General features: G+C 69.2%; 17 protein-coding genes, 1 tRNA gene and 1 pseudogene. 13 read left to right on the top strand and 6 right to left on the bottom strand.

Annotated features, from left to right (window positions below; translation table 11 throughout):
* Positions 1-84: 84 nt before the first annotated feature.
* Positions 85-1014, bottom strand: coding sequence for a neutral zinc metallopeptidase (locus DFP74_RS08255; protein WP_121188123.1), 930 nt, complete (start codon positions 1012-1014; stop codon positions 85-87).
* 32 nt (positions 1015-1046) lie between these two features.
* A complete protein-coding gene (locus tag DFP74_RS08250; protein WP_121188122.1) occupies positions 1047-2018 on the bottom strand; it encodes a neutral zinc metallopeptidase in 972 nt (323 codons plus the stop codon).
* 144 nt (positions 2019-2162) lie between these two features.
* Here DFP74_RS08250 and DFP74_RS08245 point away from each other — a divergent pair, with 144 nt between their 5' ends.
* Together DFP74_RS08245 and dtd are read left to right on the top strand one after the other, a co-directional pair.
* Entirely contained in the window at positions 2163-4007 is a 1845-nt protein-coding gene (locus DFP74_RS08245) for a DUF2207 domain-containing protein (protein WP_121181147.1), read from the top strand.
* Positions 4008-4066: 59 nt separating this feature from the next.
* On the top strand, positions 4067-4492 hold the full coding sequence (gene dtd, locus DFP74_RS08240) for a D-aminoacyl-tRNA deacylase (protein ID WP_121181146.1): 426 nt from the start codon (positions 4067-4069) through the stop codon (positions 4490-4492).
* Positions 4493-4509: 17 nt separating this feature from the next.
* Here the strand turns inward: dtd and DFP74_RS08235 are convergent, their stop codons facing one another.
* The 3 genes from DFP74_RS08235 to DFP74_RS08225 form a co-directional block, all read right to left on the bottom strand.
* Positions 4510-5679 (bottom strand): potassium channel family protein, encoded by a 1170-nt coding sequence (locus tag DFP74_RS08235; protein ID WP_121181145.1) that lies wholly within the window; start codon positions 5677-5679, stop codon positions 4510-4512.
* A 282-nt stretch (positions 5680-5961) separates the two neighbouring features.
* Complete coding sequence (locus tag DFP74_RS08230; RefSeq protein WP_121181144.1) at positions 5962-6660, bottom strand: response regulator transcription factor; 699 nt, start codon at positions 6658-6660, stop codon at positions 5962-5964.
* Positions 6657-7850, bottom strand: coding sequence for a cell wall metabolism sensor histidine kinase WalK (locus DFP74_RS08225; protein WP_233570870.1), 1194 nt, complete (start codon positions 7848-7850; stop codon positions 6657-6659). The genes DFP74_RS08230 and DFP74_RS08225 overlap by 4 nt, the downstream gene beginning before the upstream one ends.
* A gap of 124 nt (positions 7851-7974) precedes the next feature.
* On the opposite strand from DFP74_RS08225, the gene phoU reads away from it, so the two are divergent.
* From phoU to ispF, 3 genes are all read left to right on the top strand, one after another.
* Complete coding sequence (gene phoU / locus DFP74_RS08220; protein ID WP_121181142.1) at positions 7975-8637, top strand: phosphate signaling complex protein PhoU; 663 nt, start codon at positions 7975-7977, stop codon at positions 8635-8637.
* Positions 8638-9128: 491 nt separating this feature from the next.
* The gene (locus DFP74_RS08215) at positions 9129-9611 is read left to right on the top strand and encodes a CarD family transcriptional regulator (RefSeq protein ID WP_121181141.1); all 483 of its coding nucleotides are present in this window, start codon (positions 9129-9131) and stop codon (positions 9609-9611) included.
* 34 nt (positions 9612-9645) lie between these two features.
* On the top strand, positions 9646-10116 hold the full coding sequence (ispF, locus tag DFP74_RS08210; RefSeq protein ID WP_121181140.1) for a 2-C-methyl-D-erythritol 2,4-cyclodiphosphate synthase: 471 nt from the start codon (positions 9646-9648) through the stop codon (positions 10114-10116).
* A gap of 110 nt (positions 10117-10226) precedes the next feature.
* Here ispF and DFP74_RS08205 read toward each other — a convergent pair whose 3' ends face one another.
* On the bottom strand, positions 10227-12557 hold the full coding sequence (locus DFP74_RS08205; RefSeq protein WP_233570869.1) for a DUF2637 domain-containing protein: 2331 nt from the start codon (positions 12555-12557) through the stop codon (positions 10227-10229).
* A 276-nt stretch (positions 12558-12833) separates the two neighbouring features.
* Between DFP74_RS08205 and cysS the strand changes: the two genes are divergently transcribed.
* The 8 genes and pseudogenes from cysS (at position 12834) to DFP74_RS08175 (ending at position 22625) form a co-directional block, all read left to right on the top strand.
* Complete coding sequence (gene cysS, locus DFP74_RS08200) at positions 12834-14228, top strand: cysteine--tRNA ligase (protein ID WP_121181139.1); 1395 nt, start codon at positions 12834-12836, stop codon at positions 14226-14228.
* A 138-nt stretch (positions 14229-14366) separates the two neighbouring features.
* A complete protein-coding gene (gene rlmB, locus DFP74_RS08195; RefSeq protein WP_121188120.1) occupies positions 14367-15317 on the top strand; it encodes a 23S rRNA (guanosine(2251)-2'-O)-methyltransferase RlmB in 951 nt (316 codons plus the stop codon).
* Positions 15318-15564: 247 nt separating this feature from the next.
* Positions 15565-15637 (top strand) — tRNA-Thr (locus DFP74_RS08190).
* Positions 15638-15716: 79 nt separating this feature from the next.
* Complete coding sequence (locus DFP74_RS08185) at positions 15717-16706, top strand: tyrosine-type recombinase/integrase (RefSeq protein WP_233570868.1); 990 nt, start codon at positions 15717-15719, stop codon at positions 16704-16706.
* A gap of 380 nt (positions 16707-17086) precedes the next feature.
* On the top strand, positions 17087-17341 hold the full coding sequence (locus tag DFP74_RS33820; RefSeq protein WP_199725987.1) for a hypothetical protein: 255 nt from the start codon (positions 17087-17089) through the stop codon (positions 17339-17341).
* Positions 17329-17811 (top strand): annotated as a pseudogene (locus DFP74_RS08180) (site-specific integrase); the annotation flags it as partial. The gene DFP74_RS33820 and the pseudogene DFP74_RS08180, both read left to right, overlap by 13 nt.
* A 107-nt stretch (positions 17812-17918) precedes the next feature.
* Positions 17919-21539 carry a hypothetical protein gene (locus DFP74_RS33265; RefSeq protein ID WP_147453837.1) on the top strand — a complete coding sequence of 1207 codons (3621 nt, stop codon included), beginning with the start codon at positions 17919-17921 and terminating at the stop codon, positions 21537-21539.
* Positions 21540-21575: 36 nt separating this feature from the next.
* The gene (locus DFP74_RS08175) at positions 21576-22625 is read left to right on the top strand and encodes an IS30 family transposase (protein WP_199725549.1); all 1050 of its coding nucleotides are present in this window, start codon (positions 21576-21578) and stop codon (positions 22623-22625) included.
* Positions 22626-23390 lie beyond the last annotated feature (765 nt).

Here is a 23390-nt window from a genome sequence, read left to right as displayed (position 1 = left end):
ATTCAGCATCCTGCCACGCTGAGTGTCCGAGCGACAGCGGTGCCGTAGGCCTGTGGACAACGCGGTCCCGGCCGGTCCGGGCCCCTACTGCACGAGGTCCTCGTCGGGCACGTCCCAGGTGTTGCAGGCGCCCGGGGACTGCTCCTCCCAGCCCGTCCGGGTCCACCACACCCCGTTGTCCTCCGAGCCGTGCGTGCGTTCGGCGTCCGGGCCGCCCTCGCGGTCCGCGGTGGCCGCGGCGTCCGCCAACAGCGAGTCCAGGTCGCCCCCGTCCAACGGGTAGGTGACCCGCACCGCGCCCAGGAACGCGCCCGCCAGGCAGTTGGCCTGGAGCTCGCTGCGGCGCGTCCACGCGTTGCGCCCCGCGGCGTCCGACTCCTGTTCGCGCTGCTCGTGGTAGTACTCCAGCAGCCCGGACTCGCCCTGGACGTGGTGGCTGTACTCATGGGCCAGCAGCGACGCGTACACCACGCTGCGGGTGGCGCCGTTCCACTTCTCCACCACGTCCGAGGTGCCGATGTAGATGCTCATGCTCGCCCGGCAGTAGAAGGCGCCCGCCGACGACGGATAGGGGCGGCACGGGCTCGCGCCCGGCTCGGACCAGAACACCCGTTCCGGGGGGTCGAACGGGACCCCCGCCCGCGCGAACTGGGTCGACCACGTGTCGTCCAGGCAGTCCGACACCGCGTCGAGGAACTCCTCCATCTCCGCGGCCTCGTCCACGTCCGGTTCGTCGACGGGACAGGGCACCGGGCTCAGCCGACCGGTGCCGTAGAGCGGATTGGACACCAGGGCGGCGTGCCCCGAGGGCCGCTCGGGCTGCTCCAGGCGACCCGAGGCCCCCAGCACGCCCGAGCCCCCCGAGGGCTCCTGGACGGGCTTGTCGTCGGCGGTGGCGTCCACCGCCCCGGCCGCGCCGTCGGCCGCCGCGTCCTCCGTCGCCCCGTCGTCGGCGACCGCGGTCCACGACAGCAGGGCCAGCGCGAACAGGGCCGCGAGCAGGCCGCCCACCATGGCGAGCGGCCCCCGGCCCGAGCGGAGCCCGCTCACCGCACCAGGTCCTCGTCCACGTTCCAGGTGTCACAGGAGGCCGGGTCCACGCGGTCCATACCGTGCGCGGTCCACATCCGGCCGTTCTCCGCCGATCCGTGGGTCCGGTCGCGGCCCCGGTCGCTGCGCAGCTCGACGTCGTCGAGGATGTTGCTCCGCTCGTGGTCGCCGTAGCCCAGGGAGTCGCCGGAGGCCCCGAGGAACACGCCGCCCAGGCAGTTGGCCTGGAGCTCGTTGCGTCGGCTCAGCTCGTCGGCCTCCTCCTGGTCCGCGCCCGCCCGCGCGCTGTGGAACTGCGCCAGGATGCGCGACTGCCCCTGGACGTGATGACCGTACTCGTGGCTGATGAGGAACGTGTACGCTTCCGGGTTCTCGTTGTCGGCCGAGGCCGCCACGATGTCCTCCAGCCCCAGGTAGAGGCCCTGGTTGGCGCCGCAGTAGAACGCGGCCGTGCCCTCCGAGGGGAACGCTCCGCACGGGCTGTGACCCGCCGCGGTCCAGTAGATCCGGTTGGGCGAGGTGAACTCCAGCCCGGCCGCGGTGAAGTAGTCGCCCCAAGCCTCGTCCAGGCAGTCGGCGATCGCGTGGGCGAAGGTCTCCACCGACGCGGAGTCGTCCTTGTCCAGTTCCGGGGCCGTGCAGGTGACCTCGCCCAGCTCGCCGATGCGGTAGAGCGGGCTGTCGTCCAGGGGCGCGCTCTGGCCGACCGTCGTGGCGCCCTCGCCCTCGCCCTCGCCCCCGGCCTCGCCGGCGCCGGTCTCCTCCGGGGAACCGCCGTTCACGGCGCCGTCGCTGGTGCCCGCGCCGCTCCCGCCCGGAGACGCGGCCGGCGCCCCGTGCTGCTCGTCGGCCACCGGGTGCGACCACCCGGGGTCGGAGGAGTGCAGGAGTTCGGAGATCGCGAGGAACCCCGTGAACCCCATCGCGGCCAGACCCGCGGCCAGGCACAGCGACACCCCGATGCCCATCCGCTGGAGGAACCCCTGCCGCTCGGACCAGAACTCCGGGCCCGCGGACACGCTCCGGTTCATCTTCGGCCCTCCACAGTGCGCGGGTACGCGACAACGCCCCGTGGCGACGCGGCCCCGTGGGACCGGATAGGCTCTCGCGACATGTGGTGGGTCGGCTCCTGGCGCCCGGCCGTCGCGGTGGCGACGGCTCTTTTCGTGTTCTCCTCGCTGCTCCTGGTGCCCGTCGTGGCCGGGACGCAGGGACGGGCCCACGCCGCGACTGCGGCACCGGGCACCACAGTACCGGGGGCGCGGACGCAGGCCGCTGGCGCTCCGGCCGCCGCGGCCCCGGAGATCCACAACGACATCCAGCTCCGGCTCGACGAACGAGGCGCGCTCCACGGCGAGGAGACCCTTACGTTCAACGGGACCGCGCCCGAGACCTTCACCCGGTCGCTCACCGAGACCATGCTCTACGACACCGACCACGACCGGAACTTCACCGTGAGCGCGGTCACCGCGACCGACCTGCGGGGCGACCCGGTGCAGGTCGAGGCCGAGAAGGTCGACGGCAAGCTGCTCGCGCGCCTCGACACCGCCGGCACCGGCGGCGTCGTGCTCTCCTACCAGGTCATCGGCGCCGTCAGCGAGGTCGCGCAGGGCGTCCAGCTGGAGTGGCGTGCGGTCGGCGGCTACAGCCACCCCGTCACGGCCACCGACGTGACCGTGACCGCGCCCCTGCCGCCCGAGGCGCTCTCCTGTCTGGCAGGGGAGCGGCGCAGCGCGATCTACTGCACCGCCTCCGACATGGGCGAGCACTCCGACCTCGCGCACTTCCTCCAGGCCGAGATGGACCCGGACGACCGTCTCGACATCGTCGTCAACTACCCGCCTGGCACCGCTCAGGGCGAACCCATCCTCACCCGCCGCTGGTCCCTGGTGTCGGCCTTCGAGGTCACCCCGCTGACCTCCAGCGTGTTCGGGCTGCTACTGGTGGTGCTCGTGGGCGGCCTGGTGGTGCTGATCCGCGTCCGGGGACGGGACGAGCGCGCACTGCGCAAGGAGGCCGCCAGGGGCGACCAGGCGCCCGTCGGGACCGGCGACCACGGGCGGCCGCGGTTCGAGCCGCCCGACGGCGTGCACCCGGGCCAGATCGGCACGCTCGTCAACGAGACCGTGGACATCACCGACCTCACCGGCGCGGTGGTCGACCTCGCGGTGCGCGGCTACATCCGGCTGGAGGAGCTGCCCCACGAGCACTTCACGTCCGTGGACTGGCGCCTGGTCCGACTGGACGGCCCGCCCGGGGAGTCCCTGCTGCCCTACGAGTGGCTGCTCATGGACGCCCTGTTCGGCGACAACGCGACCGTGCGCCTGTCGCGGGTGGGATCGCGGAGCACGGTCGAGGACTTCCCCGACCGCATCGACCGCGTGCGCGAGGAGCTGTACCGCGACATGGTCCGGCTGCGGTGGTTCGCGCGCCCGCCCCACCAGGTGCGCACCCGATGGAGCACGGCGGGGATGGCCATCACCGTCTCGGGCGTGATCCTGACCGGCCTGCTGGCGGCGTTCACCTCGGCGGCCTTCACCGGGTTGGCCGTGGTCATCGCGGGGGCGGCCGTGACGGCGGGCGCCCAGTACATGCCGGCCAAGACCAAACTGGGCAGCTCGGTGTTCGCACACACCATGGGGTTCCGCGACTACCTGCTCAGCCAGCGGTCGGCCACCGCGCCGGAGGGGCAGCGGGTGGAGCTGTACTCGCGCTACCTTCCCTACGCGGTGATCTTCGACGACGTCGACCGGTGGGCGAACATCCTGGCCTCGGCCGCGCTCGCCGACCTCAGCGACGAGGAGCTGACCGGCGACGGACTGGCCTGGTACACCGGGCCGCGCGAGTGGCGGATCGAGGACTTCGCCGACTCCATCAGCGCGTTCGTGGTGACCCTCACCGGCATCATCACCAACAGTCGTCGCCTGCGACTGCTCAACCAGCGCAGGACGCGCTAGACGGGTACGGGGCCGCGGGACACCGCGGGACGGACGAAGGACCAGAGGAGGGGGCAGGCATGCGCGCTGTGGTGCAGCGGGTCTCGCACGCGTCGGTGACGGTCGGGGGCGAGGTGGTCGGCGCGATCGACCGGCCCGGGCTGATGGCGCTGGTGGGCGTGACCCACGAGGACACCGAGGCCGACGCGCGCAAGGTCGCGCGGAAGCTGTGGACCCTGCGGATCCTGGAGGACGAGAAGTCGTGCTCCGACATCGGGGCCCCGTTGCTCGTGGTCAGCCAGTTCACGCTCTACGGCGACGCCCGCAAGGGCAGGCGCCCCACCTGGCAGGCGGCCGCCCCGGGGCCCGTCGCCGAACCGCTGGTGGACGCGGTGGTCAAGGAACTGCGCGACCTGGGCGCGGAGGTCGCCACGGGCGTGTTCGGCGCACAGATGTCGGTCGCGCTCACCAACGAGGGCCCCTTCACGGTCATCGTCGAGGTCTGAGGCCCGCCGACGCCGCCTCACGAACCGGGCACCTCCCACGCGTGGGGGACGCCGTCCGTCCGTGCCCAGGCGTGCAGGGCGTCCAGGAAGATCCGGCTGCGGTACACGGTCTCGGCCGCCTCCCTCCGCGAGCCCTCGGCGGAGAGCGGACGCGCTGAGGCGTCCCCGGGCGCCTTGTCCTCGGCGGCTCCGCTCTCGGGCGCCTTGTCCTCGGGGGCTCCGTTCTCGTACACCCCGTCCCACGCGTCCCACTGCTCCGCGAGCCGGCGCGCGACCTCCGCCACCGCCCGGTGGTCGCGCTCGGTCGGCCGCGGATCGTCCAGCCGCCGCACGACGCCGCGACCGAGGTAGATGGTGGCGATGGTCCGCTGCACGCGCTCCAGAGCCAGCCGCAGCGAGGCCGCGGACGTGCGCAGCGCCGGCTCCCGCTCACTCGCGACCAGCGCGGCCACGGCGGCCTCGGCGGAGTGGCGCAGCACGGGCTCGGGGTCGTACTCGTGCCGGTGCGACCGGTAGGTGAAGGCGACCAGCGGGTAGCGGTGCACCATCTCGTCGAGTTCGCGCAGTCCGTCCGCCCAGGAGCGGCAGCGCGTGCGGGTGTCGGCGACGCCGTCCAGCGCCAGGTGCTCCGCGTACATCGTGAGCCCGTCGCCGTCACGGGTGTCGTCGTGGACGGTCAGCGTGATCCGGTTGCGCTCCGCGATGCCGTTGATGATCTCGATGGCGTACGTCGCCATGCCGGTGAACAGCATGAAGCCGGTCGCGGCGCCGAAGAGCGACATCAGGCGGGCGGAGGTCGAGAGCGGGGCGAGATCGCCGTACCCGAGGACGGTGACCGTGCCGCCCGCGAAGTACACGGCGTCCACGAAGTTGTGGCCCTGGCCCCTGAAGTCGGTCTGGGCGGCGAACTCCGTCGCCATCATCGGCCACACGGCCAGGGCGAACCCTCCGGTCAACAGCACCAGCCACAGCACGAACGACCCCGCGACGATGAGGGGTCCGGCCAGCCCGAGGACGAGGCGCTGTGCCCCGCCCAGGCCCCCACCGACGACGACGGCCGTGCGCCAGACGACCTGGCGCACACACTTGGCCGCCCATCCCTCGGCGTCGAGGTGGAGCACGGTGATCGCCGCGTCGCAGATGACCAGCACCATGATGAGGAGGCCGACGAGGGAGAGGTAGCCCATGCCGCTCGGCTACCCGCCGGACCGGGAGTCGACCCGTCCCCGCCACCGGCCGTCGACCGGCCAGCGTCCTCGTCCCTGTCCGCATCCGTGTACCGGCGTCCTGCCCGGAATCGGGCGTTACGCCGGAAACGCGTTCGACAAGATCACAGAGCGTACGGAGGTGGACGCGTTCGGTGGCGGACCACGGGCGCGGCAGGGCCCGGGGCGGAGCCCGGATGCGACGGTCCCGGGAGGTGGCGGGCCACGTCCCGGGACAGAGGATGGGGAGGGAGAGGGGCGGGGCTAGTCCACCGCGGCGGTCACCGGCTCGAACTTGTAGCCCAGGCCGCGCACGGTCACGATGTACCTCGGCGCGCCGGGGTCCTCCTCGATCTTCGCGCGCAGGCGCTTGACGTGCACGTCGAGGGTCTTGGTGTCACCGACGTAGTCGGCCCCCCACACGCGGTCGATGAGCTGCATCCGGGTGAGCACCCGCCCGGCGTTGCGCAGGAGCACCTCCAGCAGCTCGAACTCCTTCAGGGGGAGCTGGACGTGGTCGCCGCGCACCGTCACCACGTGCCGCTCCACGTCCATGCGGACGGGACCGGCCTCCAGGGCGGCGGGCAGGACCACCTCGTCCTCGCCCCGGCGGCGCAGCACCGCGCGGATGCGCGCCACCAGCTCACGGGACGAGAAGGGCTTGGTCACGTAGTCGTCGGCGCCGAGTTCCAGACCGACGACCTTGTCGATCTCGGAGTCCTTGGCGGTGAGCATGATCACGGGGACGTTGGACTTCTGCCGCAGGGTCCGGCACACCTCGGTGCCCGACAGCCCCGGCAGCATCAGGTCCAGCAGGACCAGGTCGGCACCGGTGCGGTCGAAGGTCTCCAGGGCCACGGTTCCCGTGGGCGCCACGGCGACCTCGAAGCCCTCCTTGCGCAGCATGTAGGACAAGGCGTCGCTGTACGATTCCTCGTCCTCGACAACGAGTACGCGGGTCACTGTGCCGCCTCCTGACGGTCGGTGTTCCGGGAGGCGTCGGCCCCTCGGCTCTCGGGTCTGGGCAGACGCAGTGTGAACGTCGACCCGGACCCCTCCTTGCTCCACACGTTCACTTCTCCACGGTGGTGGGTCATGATGTGCTTGACGATGGCCAGGCCGAGACCGGTCCCACCGGTGGCCCGGCTCCGAGCGGCGTCCACACGGTAGAACCGCTCGAAGATCCTTTCCAGGTCCTGCTGGGGAATCCCGATCCCCTGGTCCGCGACACTGATGTCCACGCTGGTCCGGGACACGCCGACCGAGACGGCGACGCGCGTGTTCTTCGGACTGTAGGCGACGGCGTTGGCCACCAGGTTGCGCAGGGCCGTCCCGAGCAGGCCCTCGTCGCCCAGGACGGTGACGCCCTCCGCGCCGCTGCCGACCAGCTCGATGCCCTTGGCGTCGGCCGGCATGCGCACCGCGTCGAGGGCCTCCTCCACGACGGCGCCCAGGTCCACCCGGGTGGGTTCGGCCATCGGCTCCGCGCCCTGGATGCGCGAGAGCGTGATGAGGTCCTGGATGACCGCCGTCAGGCGGGCGGCCTCGGTCTGCATGCGGTCGGTGAAGCGGCGAACGGCCTCGGGATCGTCGCTGGCGTCCTGTACCGTTTCCGCCAAGAGGGACAGTGCGCCCACCGGAGTCTTCAACTCGTGCGAGATGTTGGCCACGAAGTCGCGCCGGACGGCCTCCACCCGGCGGTGCTCGGTCTGGTCCTCGGCCAGGACGAGGACGAGCCCGGTCCCGCCCAGCGGGGCCACGCGTACCGCGAAGGACGTGGCGTCGGGGCCGAACTTGCGGACGGCCACCTCGATGTCGGTCTCCCGGATCACCCCGTCCCGCCGAACCTGCCTGGCCAGGGCCAGGAGTTCGGTGATGACGAGTTCCTCGCCCCGGACGATGCCGAAGGCGCGCGCCGCGGACGAGGCGCGCAGGACGCGGTCGGCGGAGTCGAGCACGACGGCGGACGAGGGAAGCGCGGAGAGCACCTCGGCGATCCCGGGTGGCAGCGTACTGCCGTCAGGACGAGGTGGATCCGGCGTCCGGCGGTCGACCGCGCGGGCTCGGAAGAAGGGACCGGCCATGACACCGAAGACGATGCCAGTCACGAGTCCGAAGATGCCGGTCACGGCGGCGAGAAGTTCCCCTTGCACGGTTCGATCGTAAACGGACGGACTCAGTCTTTACCCGCCGAGGCACCGCGACACAACCGAGCTTCTTCCACCGTTCACCAACTCTTGGCCGACACTTCAAACAACCACTGGGAGCATTGACGCCATGCGCGATACCTACCACGAGGACCTCGACAGCCTGAGTGAACGCCTCGTCGAGATGACCAGGCTGGCCAGGCACGCGGTCGCCCGCGCCACCACGGCGCTGCTCGACAGCGACATCACGGCCGCACAGGAGGTCATCTCCGGCGACGAGGCGATCAACCGCCTCGACCAGGAGATCGAGGACACCGCGTTCAGTCTGATGGCGCGCCAGCAGCCGGTCGCCTCGGACCTGCGGATGATCATCACGTCGCTCTACATGCGCGGTGACCTGGAGCGGATGGGCGACCACGCCGTCCACCTGGCCAAGATCGCCCGGCGGCGGCACCCGGACTCGGCCATCCCCAAGCCGGTCCGCTCGATCGTGCTGGAGATGGGGCACCAGGCCGAGATGCTGGTGACCAAGGCCGGCGAGGTCATCACCGAGCGCGATCCCGACACCGCGCTGGAGCTGGACAAGGACGACGACCGGATGGACCGGCTGCGCCGCAAGCTGCTGCAGCGGATCCTCACCCCGGGCTGGTCGTACGGAGTGGAGGCCACCATGGACGTGACGCTGGTGGGCCGGTTCTACGAACGCTTCGGTGACCACGCGGTCCACGTCGCCGACAACTTGGTGTACATGGTGACGGGCGAGAAGCGGGAGGACTACGAGCCGGAGTCGTGAGCCGGTTCGACGTCGTGAGCCGGCCGTGAACGGGGCCGGCGGCGCGGGGCGGCGTGTCCGGACGGTCGGCGTGCACGGGCGGCCGTACGGGCGCGCACGGGCCGCCGGGGGCCGTCACGGAGGCCGTGGGCCGGGCCGTTCGGGCGGGTCGGGGCCGGAATGCACCGGGGCGCGGGGCGTTCGACGGGGGAGGGGCACGAGGGACGGTCGAGCCGTGCCGAAATCGTGACATGTATCGCTCCGGCGCGGGGAACCCTACCGGTTCGCGCCCCGACACGCATCACCGGCCCCCCTCGGTCCGGCGCGCGAGTCTCCCAGGCCAGCGGGGGTTCCGGCGCTCACTGACCTGGTCCGACCTGGTGCCGGGTCGTTCGGGTACACTTTGTCAAGCCCCAAAAAGGTACCCTTGACCTGCGTGTTCGCAAACCTATTAGGTACGTTAAGTCACAGATTCGTGGTATCCTTGTGGTAGCGGAAGGGGTACCTGTCACATGGCTTTCAAGGTCGGCGACACTGTTGTCTACCCCCATCATGGGGCTGCTCGTATTGAAGCGATCGAGACTCGCACCATTAAGGGCGAGGACAGAAGCTATCTCGTTCTGAGGGTCGACAAGGGCGATCTGACGGTGCGTGTGCCCGCCTCGAACGCCGAGGATGTCGGCGTTCGTGACGTGGTGGGTCAGGAAGGCCTGGACAAGGTCTTCGAGGTGCTGCGCGCACCGCACACCGAGGAGCCCACCAACTGGTCCAGGCGCTACAAGGCGAACCTGGAGAAGTTGGCGTCGGGCGATGTCAACAAGGTCGCCGAGGTCGTTCGGGACCTGTGGCGCCGGGACAAGGAACGCGGTCTGTCCGCCGGTGAGAAGCGGATGCTCGCCAAGGCGCGGCAGATTCTCGTCAGCGAACTCGCACTGGCGGAAAAGACCAACGAGGACAAGGCGGAAGCCCTCCTCGACGAGATTCTGACGGGCTGAGGCACGGTCGGGAATCGCGTAATTGATGACGAATATGCCTCGGGTGGGCGTCGGAACCGACGTCCACCCGTTTGCGCCTGGACGAACCCTTTTCCTGGCCGGTTTGGAATGGCCGGGAGAAGATGGGGTCAGCGGCCATTCCGACGGTGACGTCGCCGCGCACGCGGCGTGCGACGCGCTGCTCTCGGCCTGCGGGCTCGGGGACCTCGGATCCAACTTCGGCACGTCCGACCCACGGTGGAAGGGCGCGTCCGGTGCCGCGCTGCTCACCGAGACCGCCGCGCGCGTGCGCGCGGCCGGGTTCGAGATCGGCAACGTCGCGGTCCAGATCATCAGCAACCGGCCCAAGTTCGCGCCCCGGCGCGCGGAGGCCGAGAAGACGCTGTCAGAGGTCGTGGGAGCGCCCGTGAGCATCTCGGCGACCACGACCGACGGCCTGGGCCTCACCGGGCGCGGAGAGGGCATCGCGGCCGTCGCGACGGCCCTGTGCGCGCCGGTGGACTGAGCGCACGGACGACTGAGGAACAGCAGGGCCCCGGGGCTCACACATTCGCATGTGTGCGCCCCGGGGCCCTTCGTCATGCCCTGGCCGCCGGCGGCCGGCCCCGTGCGGATCTACTCCTCCGGGCGCAGGGGTTCACTGCGCACGCGCCGGGAGGGCGGCTCGACGGAGAAGTCCGGCATCGGAGGCCGCGGCGGCTTGAGGACCATCGGCCGCTTCCCCACGGGTGTGCGCAGCGGGCGCTTGCGCAGGACGGGGCGCTGCGGTTCGGGGCCGGGGCCTGCGTCGTCCTCGGGGGCCGCCTCGGACGAGGCCTCCGGCTCCTGAACCGCTTCGGGTTCGGGCTCCCACGCGGGCTCCGGTTCCGTCCCGGGCCGGGGGGCGGCGCGGCGCTCGAAGCCGGGCCCCGCCGCGGCTTCGGGCTCGGGGTCGGTCGGCGGTTCGGGCTCCGGTTCCGCGGTGGGCCGGGCCGCTCCGGGCGGTACCGATCCCGGGGCATGGGACGCGCGGGGCGTTCGGTCCCGCGGAGCGGGGTGTGCGGCCAGGGGCGGCACCGGGGGCTCCGGCGGGGGCGGAGGCTCTGGTGTGGGCGGAGGCGGGGGCGAGGGCTCCGGCGGGGGCGGGGTGCCGATGCGGAAGGCGGCACGGACCTCCGGGCCCGTGTCGTGGTCGAGCGCGGGCGCCGGTCCCTCGGGCACGTCGGAGAAGCCGGTGCGATCGATGCCCCCGCCGCCCCAGGGTTCCCCGGGCTCCTGCGCGATCGCGGGATCCTCGCCGGGCGGGGTCCACACCGGCGGGACGTAGTCGTCCAGCGCGCGGGTGGGGGCGTCCTCGGCAGGCGGTTCCCAGAGGTCACCCGGACGGGCGGGCACGACCGGGTCGAAGGACTCGGTCGGGGTCTCGTCCGGGGACGGCGCTTCGGCAGGGGCGGAGACGGCGGAGACGTCCTCGTGCGCGGTGCGGCCGGAGTGCGGTGCCGGCTCGTCCGGCTCCTCGTACACGGCCCGCGCGCCGCCGTCGTGTTCCACCGTGGTGTCGTGTGCGGGCGGGGCCTCGGTCTCCAGCAGGGGTTCGGGCTGCGGTTGGGCGGGCTCCGGCGGGGCGGCGTTCGCGACCCACGTGTCCGGCCCGTCGTGCTCGTGCACCTCCGACCCGTCGTCCTCCTCCGCGCCGTCGTGCTCCTGCGCGCCGTCGTGCTCCTGCGCGCCGTCGGCGTCCTCGGCGGTGGCCGGGCCGGGCGCCGAGGGCTCGTCGAACGTGACGGGCGGGGGTTCGGGCGCGGACGGCTCCTCCGTCCGCGCGGCGAGGGCGCTGACGGACGCGAACGGCTCCTCGTCCTCGTCCTCCGCGCCGATCGGCGGCGCCACGGGGGCCGACAAGGGTTCCAGTGCCGGGGGCGCCGGTGCCGGGGGCTCCGGGGCGGCCAGGGGCGCTTCGGCCTCGTCCGAGGTGGGGTCGCCGGGTGGCGGCTCGTGCTGGAAACCCTCGTCGCCGAAGTGCTCCTCCGGGGCGGCGGGGGCGTCGTCGTCGGACCCGGTGTCGGCGGGCTCGGGCCGGGCGGCGCCGGGCACCACCGGGACGGTCTCGACGGCACGCTTGATCGGATTGTCGCCGCGGCCCGAGCGCCGGGGCAGCGGGACCGTCGGCTCGGAGGCCGTCGGCTCGTTCGGGGCCTCGGCCCGTGAGTCGTCCCGTTCCGGCGCGTCGTCCTCGGGGGCCTCGGGCTCCGCGCGCAGGCGGCTCACGGGCGGTGCGCCGTCGTCGACCGCGGGCCGGGACGTCGGCGAGGTACGGATGACGGTGTCGTCGGAGGAGCCCAGACGCAGCAGCCGCGTGCTGAGGTCGTCCTCCTCGTCCTCCTCGTCCTCCTCGTCATCGTCGAAGTCGTCCACGGGCGGAGCGACCGCGCGGGCGGGCAGCACCGTCGTGCGGTCCTGCGCCGGTCGCGGTCGCGGGGCCACCCGGCGCCGGCGCCGCACGTGCGCGCGAACGGCCACCCACAGCAGGAAGGCGATCAGGAGCGCCACCAGGGGGGCGACGGCGACGATGACGTTGGCGACGCGCTGGTTCACCGACTCCACGAGCCCGAAGTTGTTCAGGAGCATGGCGGTCGCGGCCGCCAGCACCAGCACCGGGATCAGGATGACGTCGACCCACAGGCGCTCTCTCGGCCGCGCCTCGCGCAGCATGTAGCTGACCCAGAAGGCCATCAGGACGAGCAGCGCGTAGGTCGCAGGGAACACGTGGGCCAACGGGCTCGCCTCGTGTCCGCCGTACTCCGCGAACTGGAAGATGCCGTGGTAGGAGATGACGAGGGCGCACACGGCGATGACGCCGACGAACAGGGCGCCACCGACGAGAGCACCGGCTCCCGAGCCGCGACCTGCGGGCCGACTGTTCCGTGTCCCTGTCTCGGGGGCGTTGTTGTAAGGGGCCATCGCCATCGCAGCGTAGTCCAGCCGGTGGCGCTAACACGAGATTCCGGCCGATTACGGTCGCTTCCCGATCGGACGAGGTCGTGCCGTTCTGTAGGCGTTTGTCAGGTTTTGCAGGCCGCAGAAGGCGGGGGTCGGCGGCGGAAGCGAGTTATCCCATGCCCCGATGTCTCGAATACGGTTCAGTCCATATCCCGGCCTCGACCTGTCCGGGAGCCGATTCAGTACAGCCACAGGGCCCGTTTGTGACGCGGGTGCGAGGGGAAAGCGGATACGCTTGACAACGTGAGTCTGCGCTTCTATGACACCAGTGCCCGACAGGTCCGCGAGTTCACCCCACTGCGTGAGGGGTGCGCCTCCCTGTACCTGTGTGGTGCGACCGTGCAGGCGCCCCCCCACATCGGCCACATCCGCTCCGGTGTCAACTTCGACATCCTGCGCCGCTGGCTGACCCACCTGGGCTACGACGTCACCTTCTGCCGCAACGTCACCGACATCGACGACAAGATCATCAACGTCGCCGCGACCGAGGGCGTGCCGTGGTGGAAGGTGAGCGAGCGCAACCAGCGCGCCTTCACCGAGGCCTACGACATCCTGGGCTGCCTGCCGCCCACCGTCGAGCCGCGGGCCACCGGACACGTCCCCGAGATGATCGACCTCATGCGCCGGCTCATCGACGCCGGACACGCCTACGCGGCCGAGGACTCCTCCGGCGACGTCTACTTCGACGTGCGCTCCTACCCGCGCTACGGGGAGCTGTCCAACCAGCGCCCGGACCAGGTGACCGAGTCCGCCGACGCCGCGCGCGACAAGCGCGACCCGCGCGACTTCGCCCTGTGGAAGGGCGCCAAGCCGGGCGAGCCCAGCTGGGACACGCCCTGGGGCCGCGGCCGCCCGGGCTGGCACCTGGAGTGCTCGGCGATGGCCACCAAGTACCTGGGGCCGACCTTCGACATCCACGGCGGCGGGCTGGACCTGGTCTTCCCGCACCACGAGAACGAGCTCGCCCAGTCGCGGGCGGCCGACGACGGCTTCGCGCGCTACTGGCTGCACAACGGCCTGCTCACCGTGGGCGGCGAGAAGATGAGCAAGTCGCTGGGCAACTCCCTGCGCATCCCGGACCTGACCGAGAAGGTCCGTCCGGTGGAGCTGCGCTACTACCTCGGCCAGGCGCACTACCGGTCCACCATCGACTACTCCGACGCCGCGCTCCAGGAGGCGGCCGCCGCCTACCAGCGCATCGAGGGCTTCGTCACGCGCGCCGTCGAGGTGCTGGGCGAGGTGGTGCCGTCCGCGGACGTGCCCGCCGAGTTCGCCGCCGCGCTCAACGACGACCTCGGGGTGTCGCAGGCGCTCGCCGTCGTACACGGCCACGTGCGCGAGGGCAACACCGCGCTGAACGCGGGAAGCAAGGAGAAGGTCGCGGAACTGGCCGGACAGCTGCGCACGATGCTCGGCGTCCTCGGACTGGACCCGCTCGACGAGCAGTGGGCCAGCGCCGACCAGGGGCTGCGCGAGGTCGTCGACGCCCTGGTCGCGGTCGCTCTGGAACAGCGCCAGGCGGCCCGCGTCCGCAAGGACTACGCGGCGGCCGACGCGATCCGCGACCAGCTCGCCGAGGCGGGTGTGGTGGTCGAGGACACCCCCCAGGGGCCGCGTTGGGACCTGCGGCGCGGCTGACGAAGGACACACGCGGTGGCGCGGCGGCGTTAGTCTGGAAGTTCGCCGCCGCCCGCGCGCTGGTCGGCGGATTCCACCAGCCGGACACATGAGTGCTTCCGGCATGCTCGCGCGATGATGTACGGGGAGGCGGCGACCATGCCGGCGAAGAAGAGCAAGAAGGGCCCGACCAAGGGCAGTGGCGGTAAGGGCAAGCGTTCCCTCGAGGGGAAGAGCGGCACCCTGCCCGCCAAGGAGCGGCACTGGTACCAGGGCAAGCAGCGCGCCCGAGCGGCCAACCGCGCGGAGCCCGGCGGTCTGCCGGGAGCGCGCAACGAGCGCCGCGGTGAGGGCGCCGACCTGCTGATCGGGCGCAACCCGGTCGTGGAGGCGCTGCGCGCGGGCATGCCCGCCACGCGGCTGTTCCTCTCCAACAGCCTCGACCCGGACGACCGGGTCAACGAGGCGGCCAAGCTGGCCGGCTCCCAGGGCGTGGACATCGTCGAGGTGAACCGCACCGACCTGGACCGGCGCTGCGAGAGCAACGGCCTGCCCGACGCCACCCACCAGGGCATCGTGCTCCAGGTGCGGCCCTACCAGTACTGGGCGCCCGAGGGGCTGCTCGACGCCGCCAGGGAGTCGGACACCCCGCCGCTGATCGTGATGCTGGACGGCGTCACCGACCCGCACAACCTGGGCGCCATCGCGCGCTCGGCCGCGGCGTTCAACGCGCACGGGATCGTCATCCCCGAGCGGCGGTCGGCGAGCGTCAACATGACCGCGTGGAAGACCTCCGCCGGCACGCTCGCGCGCCTGCCCGTGGCCCAGGCCACCAACCTGACGCGCGCGCTGGACGCCTTCAAGAAAGCGGGCCTGTTCGTCGTCGGCCTCGACGCCGAGGGCGACACGCAGCTGCCCGAGCTGGAGCTGGCCACCGGCCCGCTCGTGATCGTGGTGGGTTCCGAGGGCAAGGGCCTGTCCCGCCTGGTGCGCGAGGCCTGCGACGTGGTGGCGAGCATCCCGATCGGCGGCGCCGAGTCCCTCAACGCCTCCGTCGCCGCCGGTGTGGCCCTGTACGAGGTCGCCCGCCGCCGCGGCGCGTCCGCGTAGGGCGAAGAGGTCCCGGAGCACGCTCCGGGGCCCGCCCCCTCCCGCGGTCCGGGGCGGACGCGCGGGAGGGCGGCGGGGCTCCCCTGGATCGGCCCGGGAACGGGATTCCGACAGGCCACGCGGGCACGCGGGTGATGGTTCTCGCTCCTGCGATGTCCCGGCACTCGCGTGACCGAGTAGGCCTGGAGGCGTTCGAACCGGTACCATTCGGGTGGACGCGCCCGAGGTCGTCAGGCTTTGGGAGCCCGCCAGCGTAGCTCAATTGGCAGAGCAATCGCCTTGTAAGCGATAGGTTAGGGGTTCAAGTCCCCTCGCTGGCTCTCACATGGTCTGACCTGGGAGAACGTGTAAGCGACTGCATCACCTAGTCGGCTACACCGCTCGAACAGGAATCGCTTAATGGCCTCCAAGCGACTGCGGAGGGGCCCGCGCAACCTCGCGGCAGGCTCCCTGATGCTCCACATCGACTCCTTCACCCTGGACCTCCAGGCCCGTGGACGGAGCGATCGAACCGTCAAGATGTACCGCGACGCGGTGGCCTGGTTCGCCGGTGAGCACCTGCTCACCGGGGGCGAGCCCAACGCCATCGACACCCAATTCACACCCGCTGACAAGGCCTTCCGATTCACGCCTGTCAGCGACTGGGAGCAGGTCACCCGACAGCACGTCCAGTCGTGGGTGGTGCGGCTTTCCCGCCGCAAGCACTGCGACGGCTACGTGAACAACCAGTACCGGTGCCTGCAGCAGTTCTTCAAGTGGTTCGCCTCCGAAGAGGAAGTGCCGAACCCGATGACCAAACTAGAACCGCCTTCCATCGCTGACAGGCCGGTCCCGGTCTTCAGCCAGGACGAGATCACCCGGCTGTTCGCGACGGTCAAGGGCAAGGACCTGTGGTCGCGCAGGGACCTGGCGATCCTGCTCCTGCTGAGGGACACGGGCATCCGCATCATGGAGCTGACCGGCCTCACCAGGGAGGACCTCTCGCTCCTGGAGCGCGAGGCCAAGGTGACGGGCAAGGCCGGTAAGTGCCGGACCGTCAAGTTCACCTCGGAGGCCGCTCGGGCGCTGGACCGCTACCTGCGCAAGCGCGCCTCGCACCGGTGCGCCGACCGCCAGAGCCTGTGGATCTCGCCGAAGGGCACGCTCACTTCGGATGGGATCTACCAGATGGTGAAGCGCAGGGCCGCCCAGGCGGGAGTAACCGGGGTCTACCCGCACCGGTTCCGGCACCACTTCGCGCACACCTGGCTCGACAACGGCGGGGCGGAGGGCGACCTGATGGAGCTCAACGGCTGGGACTCTCCACAGATGCTGCGCCGCTACGGGCGTTCGGCTGCGGCGTCGCGGGCACGGCGCGGCTACGACCGGATCATGGGCACCGACCGCTGACAGTTCACACCAAGGGCGGCTCCGATAGGGGCCGCCCTTCGGCGTTGCCGGACGCCTTCACCGAGAAAAGTGGTCAAGGTTCGGCCAACACCAATCGCTTATCGACTCTGTCAGCGGACAGAGCGTGTCCGTCAGCCGGGGATTTATCACTGTCATCGCAGGTCAGTGGCCATGTCAGCGGTTCTGAAAGCCGCTGCAGGGCTTGGACTCTCCTTTCTCGGGCCGATCGGTCGGTTCGCGCCCCGGTGCGCGTCCGGTCAGACTCTCGTCCGCCCATCGCACGTGGCCTGCTCGCCGGCGGTCAGATCTGCGCACGCCCACCGTCAGCCGGGCCCTCTTTCGTGTGTCGGGTCATCACCGACCGACGAAGGGGAGCCGCTATGCGGAACGGACCACTGAAGAACGCCGAGCGCGAGTTCCTGAAGCTCGACCTGGACATCGCCGACCTCGTCGCACTGCTCGCACCGTTCGTCGACGACCGCCCCACGACCCTGCTCGAACTGCGCGGCGCGCTGCTGGGGGAGTCCATGGCGCGCGAGGTACGCGATCGAGTCTGGCGCCGAGTGATTGCCGATGCCCGGGATCGCGAGGAGTTGACGGTGGCCGCCCTGGGATTGGCCATGGCCAGCGGGTGATCTCGCTGTCCACGAAACACCGGATCCGGGCGACGTTGCGCAGCGCGTTGTCGGATGCGGTGCGCCGTCCGGACCTGGCGGTGTCGGTGAACGTCGCCTCGCACGTGCGACTCCCCTCGTGCCCGAGGGTCAAGCCCATGGTGTGGACCCCCGATCGGGTCCGCCAGTGGAAGGCGGACGGGACGGTGCCTGGGGATGTGATGGTGTGGACGCCGGAACAGACCCGCGTCTTCCTGACGCACACGAGGAAGTACCGGTGGCTGTGTGCGATGTTTCCACCTCATTGCCGTCAAGGGACTACGCCGGGGCGAAGCAGCCGGTTGCCGTGGTCGCACACGCGCCGGACGGACGGGCAGGTCGACATCCGGGTCAAGGTGGTGCAGTTGGCGTGGGAGATGGTGACAACGACACCGAAGAGCGCGGCAGGATATCGCACCATCACCCTGGACAACGACGTTGGGAGTGTTGTTCTGTAGTTTCATGGTCGGCTCTCCTCGGATACAAACCCAAGTGCCGCAGGTGAGTGAGACCATGGACGGAGATCGCACCTCGACGAAACGGCACGAACATGGACCCCTTGGCTCTCTGGTTCCTGGGTAACGCCGTTGGGCCCGACGCATACCAGCGCACTCTGAACTCACTGAGCCCCCAGTCGGCTGAAGACCGATTGGCAAGGTCCGTTCGTGATGCTGTGGGCCGGTACCCCAAGGGTGTCTTCCGTCGTTGGTACCGAACTGAGGATACCTGGCTGGATCTAGTGGCTGGCGGTCAAGAGTCGTTCGACTCGCTCGTCGACCGCCTGATTGCGATGTCCGCTGGCAATGTCTGGGGGAGCGCTATTCAGCGCGATCGGGCTGAAGCCATCGTGCAGGCTGTAGTCAGAGGCTTTATGGCGAGCCTTGATCCGTCTGAGGCGGTTGCTGCAGCGGACTATCGCTCTACCCAAAGGGACTCTGAGCTCGATCAGAATGCAGAGCATCGGACAACGCAACTGCGGAGCCATCTTGATCAACGCTTCGACATTGTTGAAAGGCAATTCGGGGCCACGGCAAACTTCGATTCTCGAGTAGCTGAGTTGCCGGGGCCGGCTCGACCGTACTTTGCGGAGCTTGGCGCGACGCAGGAGACGACACGGCTCCTAGACATCGCTGCTGCAGATTCTCCACGTACAGCTCTTGTCCAACTGGCCGCAGACATCCCGCTGTGGCTCAGAGATGCCAATTCAAAAACATTGATGGCCGCAGCGGAACTCTGTCGCTGCTATGGCGTACACCAAGGGGCTGGCCAGCTGTTCGCGCTTGCTGCGGATAGATCAGCGGACCGTGCGTACTTCTATGCTCGGGCAGCAGCGGAGCTCGAGATATCTGGAGATGGCGACCGATCTCGCGAATTGATCCAGCAGGCAATATCTCTCAGTACCGCAAAAGAGGTCGAGGCGATTAAGGCCGCACTCGTAGGTGACCCCGATCGTGTTCTCTCCCTCTTGTCTGAAGAGGACGCGCTCGTCGAACCCTACCTCGTATCGATACGTCTTTACGGACTTCGTGCAACCAGAGAACTCGATGACGTAATTGGCTTCCTGGCGTCGGCCCTTAACAGATATCCCGAATTTTCAGGGATAAGGATCAACCTAGCTTGGGCGTACCTGCAGCGCAGCCAATCACCCACGACGACCAGTCGCACAACTGACCGCCAGGCGGCATTGGATCTCAGCCTGGAAGCGCGGCAGCTAAGGCGTACCTGGCGAGCAGAGGCCGGTGATGCTGCGCACGTCGCTTGCCAGACAGCTCTCGCACTTGGTGACTATGACCAGGTAATTCGGATCGGGATGGCTCCACCAGATGGAGAAGCGTGGCCGTCAGAAGCATCCAACACGGAAGTGAGGTTGTCGGTCGCTCAAGCAGCGCTGGCTTCGGGCCAGACGGATGTGCTTAGGACAGTTGTCGATCTCGTCACTGATAGGTTCCACAGGGCTATTCTCCAGGCCGAGGTGCTGCTGAACACCGATGCTGAAAGAGGTGTGCTTCAGGCCGCATACGACGCTGTCTGGGGGGAAATTTGCGGGGAAGAGCAGCGAGTCCTCTACTGGCTGTCGGGTGCAGCGGCTGGAGTTGACCTCCATGGCGTAGACGAGCTCACAGGCCGGGACGATGATGTGCCGCTACTGGTTGAGGCACAGCTGTACATGGCCAGGGAAGAGCATGAAGCTGCTGTCACGCTGCTACGACGGGGTCAGAGAACTGAATCCACGACACGGCTTCTTGTGGATGCACTTATCGGGATGAATGACATCGACCGGGCAGTTGATGAACTCAAGGTTGCGGCAACACGGTTCAACGACATCACTCATCTCGTGCGTGCTGTCGAAGTGCTTGGGCGAGTAAGTCGCCTGAATGAAGCCGCGGAACTTGCGCAGGAGGCACTGCAACGCGTCCCACAGACGTTGAGGGCCGCCCGGGCGTTTCTTCATGAGGTTCTCGTTGAACGAGCAGGAGTTGCTACCGCGTGGGGCGATATGGCGGTGCGCAGCCGTGCCTGGATTGATGACCTGGGCCCATCGCCACGAAATCGTTGGCACCTCGTACTCGCGCTCCATAATGGTGGAGATCGGGAAGGTGCCTGGCGAGTTCTCCGAGAGCCACCAGTCCTTCGGCCTTCGACAGCGAGTCAAGCTCGTCTTTGGGCGGTCCTGGCCGCTCAGGAATCTCCCAACCCCGAGGTCGCTGAAGAAATTCTCGCTCTCGTCGACGCTTACTCGGATGACGCAGAGCTTGCCCGAATCGCTGTCGGCCTCTTCTTTGGTCGGGGCGATGAGACCTGGGGTGAGGTTCAGCCGGAGGCAATCAGTCGATTCCAGGAACTGCTCTCGGACAACGCTGTCGACTATGGGTCAGACGAAGATGCTGGGGTATTTATCCTCGCGGGCACAGTCGAGGAGATGTTTGAGCAGCTAAGGCCGTCGCTTGAGACAAACGCTCGGACAACCGCCGAAATGGAAGAGAAGGTTCGTCAAGGTTGGCCGTACGGGCTTCTGGCATCCGTGGGGCATCGGCCTTATACTGCTGTGCTGATCCATCGGGCTGCTGGATGCCTGCCGATTGCAACCGTGGACCGACACCAAACGGAGGCCGAAGTGGAAGCGGCGCGGGCGGCTCTCGGACGATCCATTTCGATTGACGCCAGCACACTTGTGATCAGCGGATACATTCGAGACTTGTGGCCCCACCTTCGTGGCTCGTTTTCTCGCCTTGACTTGCCGCAGCCAGCGCACGCTGATGTCATCAGAATGGTAGATGATTTTCGCAGTCCAGTTCATGGGACACTGTACTTCGACACATCAGTTGAGGCTGTCCGCGGTGCTGAAGTAGATCCAGAGATCCAGGAGCGATTGCTGGAGCATGGAGAGTGGGTTGCGGCTCAGATCGCTGATCTCAGAGTAGTTGATTGGCCACACCTCTCGGTTCTCAGAGAAGGGCTCAATGACAGGTTCCTGCCCTGGCTGGCGGCTCTCGACATGGCGAAGTCACAAGGACTTCCCCTCTGGTGTGACGACCTTGGCGTAAGGTCCCTCGCGCTGAGCGACAACGTTTCGGTTTTCGGGACTACCGCTCTCATCACGGCGCTGACCGAAACATCAGCGATCGAGGAGGGTACGGCTCAGAGAGCGCTCCGTAAGCTGCGCGAGGAGTACGTTGTTGACCTCCCATTCGATGCTGACTGGCTTCGGTTGTCCGCTGCATCCGATGAATGGCGCCCCGGGCCGAGCGCCTTCTACTTCTCCCGTCCGGGTGCCTGGGTCGACCTTGAGAACACGTACAGGGCCTGGTCCGAACTCGCTCAATCGGCTGCTGAGGCAGAGCATGTCCGTGTTGCGGGTTGGGTGCATGCAGCGGCATTGGGTCTCGCCAGCGCCGTGGATGGGGCGAAAGCATCGAACGCGCTTGCGGCAATCGCTGGTAAGGGCATCGTCATCACGTACTTCGATCCAGAAGCGCTGGCCGCGTGTGTAGCCAGAGTACGCGAAGTTGCGCTCGCCGCCGGTATTCGCAATCCTGTGCCGACTCTGGTGGCGACCTTGTTCGAACAGCTCACGGAAGCCGTAGGTGCAGAGACTGCCGCTCGACTCGTCATGTCAGAGCACCTTGCGGATGAAGATCGAGCAGTCGCCCGGGATCTCGTGTTGGGGGTGGTGTCATAGCGTCGTAGCAACATCCGAGGTCAGAAGGGGTGCTGTGTGACGACGCGACGGCCGTTGACGCTCCAGGACCGTGAGGAGATCGCGATCCGCCACGGGCGGGGCGAGGGAGTCCGCCAGATCGCCCGCGCCCTGGACCGGAAACCCTCCGTGGTCAGCCGGGAGATCCGCCGCAACACCAGCAAACGCGGCTACCGCGCCACCACCGCCGACCAGCGCGCCCGCAAACGCCGCTCCCGCCCCCAACAGCGCCGCCTGGACACCGAACCGGTGCTGCGAGAGCGGGTCCTGGCCGACCTGGGCCGGGGCCGCACACCCCGCCAGATCGCGGGCCGGTTGAAGCTGGAAGCCGAGGACGCCAGTGTGGAGCCCATGGAAGGCTCCATCCCCGCCGGCGGCGAACGCGTCTCGCACGAAGCGGTCTATACGTGGATCTACGCGCTGCCCAAGGGCGAGCTCGCCCGGCTGGGCGTCATGCTCCCCTCGGCGCGCACTGCCCGCCGCCCCCGCAGGAAGAACGGCCTGTCGGGCGGGCGGATCGTCGGGATGCGGTCGATCCGCGAGCGCCCCGCCGAGGCGCAGGGCCGCCGGGTCCCCGGGCACTGGGAAGGGGACCTCGTGATCGGCAGGGAGGGCCAGACGGCCGCGATCACGCTGGTGGACCGCCAGACCCGGTTCTGCGTGGTCCTGGCCCTGCCCGGGGGCAAGAAGGCCGACCACGTCGCCGACGTGCTGATCGACCACGTGTCGGGGCTGCCCGGGCTGGTACGCAAGTCGCTGACCTGGGACCAGGGCACCGAGATGGGCCAGCACGCGGCCCTGACCACGGCCACCGACCTGCCGGTGTTCTTCGCCGACCCGCGCAGCCCCTGGCAGCGGCCCACCAACGAGAACACCAACCGGCTGATCCGCGAATATCTGCCCAAGGGGACGGAGATCCCGCAGCACCAGCCGTACCTGACCGCGATCGCCGAGGAACTCAACAACCGGCCCCGAGCGTGTTTGGGGTTCCACACGCCGCAGGAGAAGATGCAGCAGCTCCTGCTCGAAGGACCGGCCCAGGACGAGGGTGTTGCTTCAACGAATTGACACCACCGGGAGTTAGGTCAACACCTTGGGATTCATAGCGCGGCCCTGCGACCTAGTTTCCAGACTCGGGTGCTGGGATTGCCTCCCGTCACTCATGAGAACCGGGTAGCCGTCGAGGGGGTGTTGGGTTCGGTCGGCATTGTGTCGCTGGAGGCATTCCGGTAGGCGGTCGAGCGGCCCGCTTGGCTGGTGCTGCGGGACTATGGGAGGGCCCGTCGGTACGGGTGGGGACGGGGTGTGAACAGGGGTCTGGTCCCATCTCGGTCCCACCCTGGGCCCATCAGTGCGGCGAGTCCTCTGAGGCCAGGTCGCGAATCCTGTCTGACCTGGGGTTTTGTGACGCACCCGGTAGGGTTTGAACCTGCGGCCATCGGATGAGAATGAGAGGCCAAGGTGACCGGCAAGGCCAATGAGTGCCGGTCGGTGAAGTTCGCCTCGGAGACCGCTCGGGCGCTGGACCGCTACCTGCGCTAGCGTGCCTCGCACTGGTGCGGCGACCGGCCCGTGGATCTCCCTGCACCGGTTCCGCCACCACTTCTCGCCATCTGGCTCGACAACGGTGGGGCGGAGGGTGACCTGATGGAGCTCAACGGCTGGGTCTCCCCGCAGATGCTGCGCCGCTACGGGCGTTCGGCCGCGGCGTTGTGGGCGCGGCGCGGCTACGACCGGATCGTGGGCACCGACCGCTGACAGCCCACACCAGGTGCGGCTCCGTCAGGGGCCGCCCTTCGGCGTTGGGGGGCACCTTCGCCGAGAAACCTGGTC

Source organism: Nocardiopsis sp. Huas11, from assembly GCF_003634495.1.
Lineage (GTDB): Bacteria > Actinomycetota > Actinomycetes > Streptosporangiales > Streptosporangiaceae > Nocardiopsis.
This window is presented reverse-complemented; position numbering and strand designations above follow the sequence as displayed.

Excerpts from the sequence above, each read along its gene's own strand:
- DFP74_RS08185 (WP_233570868.1), top strand. The coding sequence starts at position 15,717 with ATGGCCTCCAAGCGACTGCGGAGGGGCCCGCGCAACCTCGCGGCAGGC.
- ispF (WP_121181140.1), top strand. The coding sequence starts at position 9,646 with ATGCCTCGGGTGGGCGTCGGAACCGACGTCCACCCGTTTGCGCCTGGA.
- DFP74_RS08205 (WP_233570869.1), bottom strand. The coding sequence starts at position 12,557 with ATGGCGATGGCCCCTTACAACAACGCCCCCGAGACAGGGACACGGAAC.
- DFP74_RS08245 (WP_121181147.1), top strand. The coding sequence starts at position 2,163 with ATGTGGTGGGTCGGCTCCTGGCGCCCGGCCGTCGCGGTGGCGACGGCT.
- rlmB (WP_121188120.1), top strand. The coding sequence starts at position 14,367 with ATGCCGGCGAAGAAGAGCAAGAAGGGCCCGACCAAGGGCAGTGGCGGT.
- DFP74_RS08215 (WP_121181141.1), top strand. The coding sequence starts at position 9,129 with ATGGCTTTCAAGGTCGGCGACACTGTTGTCTACCCCCATCATGGGGCT.
- DFP74_RS33820 (WP_199725987.1), top strand. The coding sequence starts at position 17,087 with ATGCGGAACGGACCACTGAAGAACGCCGAGCGCGAGTTCCTGAAGCTC.
- DFP74_RS08235 (WP_121181145.1), bottom strand. The coding sequence starts at position 5,679 with ATGGGCTACCTCTCCCTCGTCGGCCTCCTCATCATGGTGCTGGTCATC.
- dtd (WP_121181146.1), top strand. The coding sequence starts at position 4,067 with ATGCGCGCTGTGGTGCAGCGGGTCTCGCACGCGTCGGTGACGGTCGGG.
- DFP74_RS08255 (WP_121188123.1), bottom strand. The coding sequence starts at position 1,014 with ATGGTGGGCGGCCTGCTCGCGGCCCTGTTCGCGCTGGCCCTGCTGTCG.
- phoU (WP_121181142.1), top strand. The coding sequence starts at position 7,975 with ATGCGCGATACCTACCACGAGGACCTCGACAGCCTGAGTGAACGCCTC.
- DFP74_RS08250 (WP_121188122.1), bottom strand. The coding sequence starts at position 2,018 with ATGGGCATCGGGGTGTCGCTGTGCCTGGCCGCGGGTCTGGCCGCGATG.